Source organism: Lactiplantibacillus sp. B652 (assembly GCF_023806745.1).
Taxonomy (GTDB): Bacteria; Bacillota; Bacilli; order Lactobacillales; family Lactobacillaceae; genus Lactiplantibacillus; species Lactiplantibacillus pentosus.
Genome location: NZ_JAMSKY010000053.1, coordinates 1 through 855, shown reverse-complemented (window position 1 = coordinate 855; position 855 = coordinate 1). Strand labels below are relative to the sequence as shown.

Sequence of the window (855 nt, the reverse complement as noted above, 5' to 3'; positions counted from 1 at the left end):
AGAATCTGTTTAAAATCTTTTTAAGAGTAATATCAAGAAAGCGAGAATAATCATTTGGCGACTTGAATTAAGGTGCCGCTCACAATTTTTCCAGAGCCGACGACATTTATCTAACCAACTGAAAGAACGCTCAATAATCCAGCGTTGTGGTAACACTTCAAATTTATGTAGCTCATTGCGTTTAGCCACCTGTACGGTGGCTTTTAAATTGGATTGAACAGTGGCGGCGAAGTTGTCCCCGGTGTACCCACCATCAACAAGAACTGATTTAACTTGTTGTAAATGTTCACAGTTTAGCGCTAGCATGGCACTAGCCCCATCACGGTCAGAAACATTGGCAGTAGTGATATGGATTGCTTGTGGCAAACCGTTAATATCAACAGCTAAGTGACGTTTTATTCCAGATATTCGTTTACCACCGTCGTAACCATGATGCTTGGCGGTATCAGTATTTTTAACACTTTGGGCGTCAATTATTATAAAAGATGTTTTAGCCGAGCGTGACTGTTTTTCCCGTAGGGTAAAGACAATTTTTTTAAGCATTGATCCAAAATAGAAGGTTCATCAAGGACTTGTTCTTCAGACCATACTCGATAATAATAATAAACCGATTGCCAACGAGGAAAATCAACTGGTAACTGCCGCCACTGACAGCCGGTTTTTAAAACATAGGCCACCGCGCAAAATAAGTCGTAAAGATCATATTTCCGTGGTCTGGTTGATTGTCGTGCACCTTCTAAAATGGGACGGACTAGTTCAAATTGTCGGCGAGAAATATTACTGGGATAATTCATTACTGATCACCTTTTTTGAACTATCATACCAAATTAGCTAGATTTCAAACAGGTTCTTAGT

General features: G+C 39.8%; 1 protein-coding gene. It reads right to left on the bottom strand.

From position 1 onward, the window contains the following. Nucleotides 1–9: 9 nt before the first annotated feature. A protein-coding gene (locus MZO40_RS16945; protein WP_225914119.1) for an IS5 family transposase occupies nucleotides 10–794 on the bottom strand; the annotation gives its coding sequence in 2 pieces (ribosomal slippage) (nucleotides 10–542 and nucleotides 542–794; 786 coding nt in all). Nucleotides 795–855: the final 61 nt, after the last annotated feature.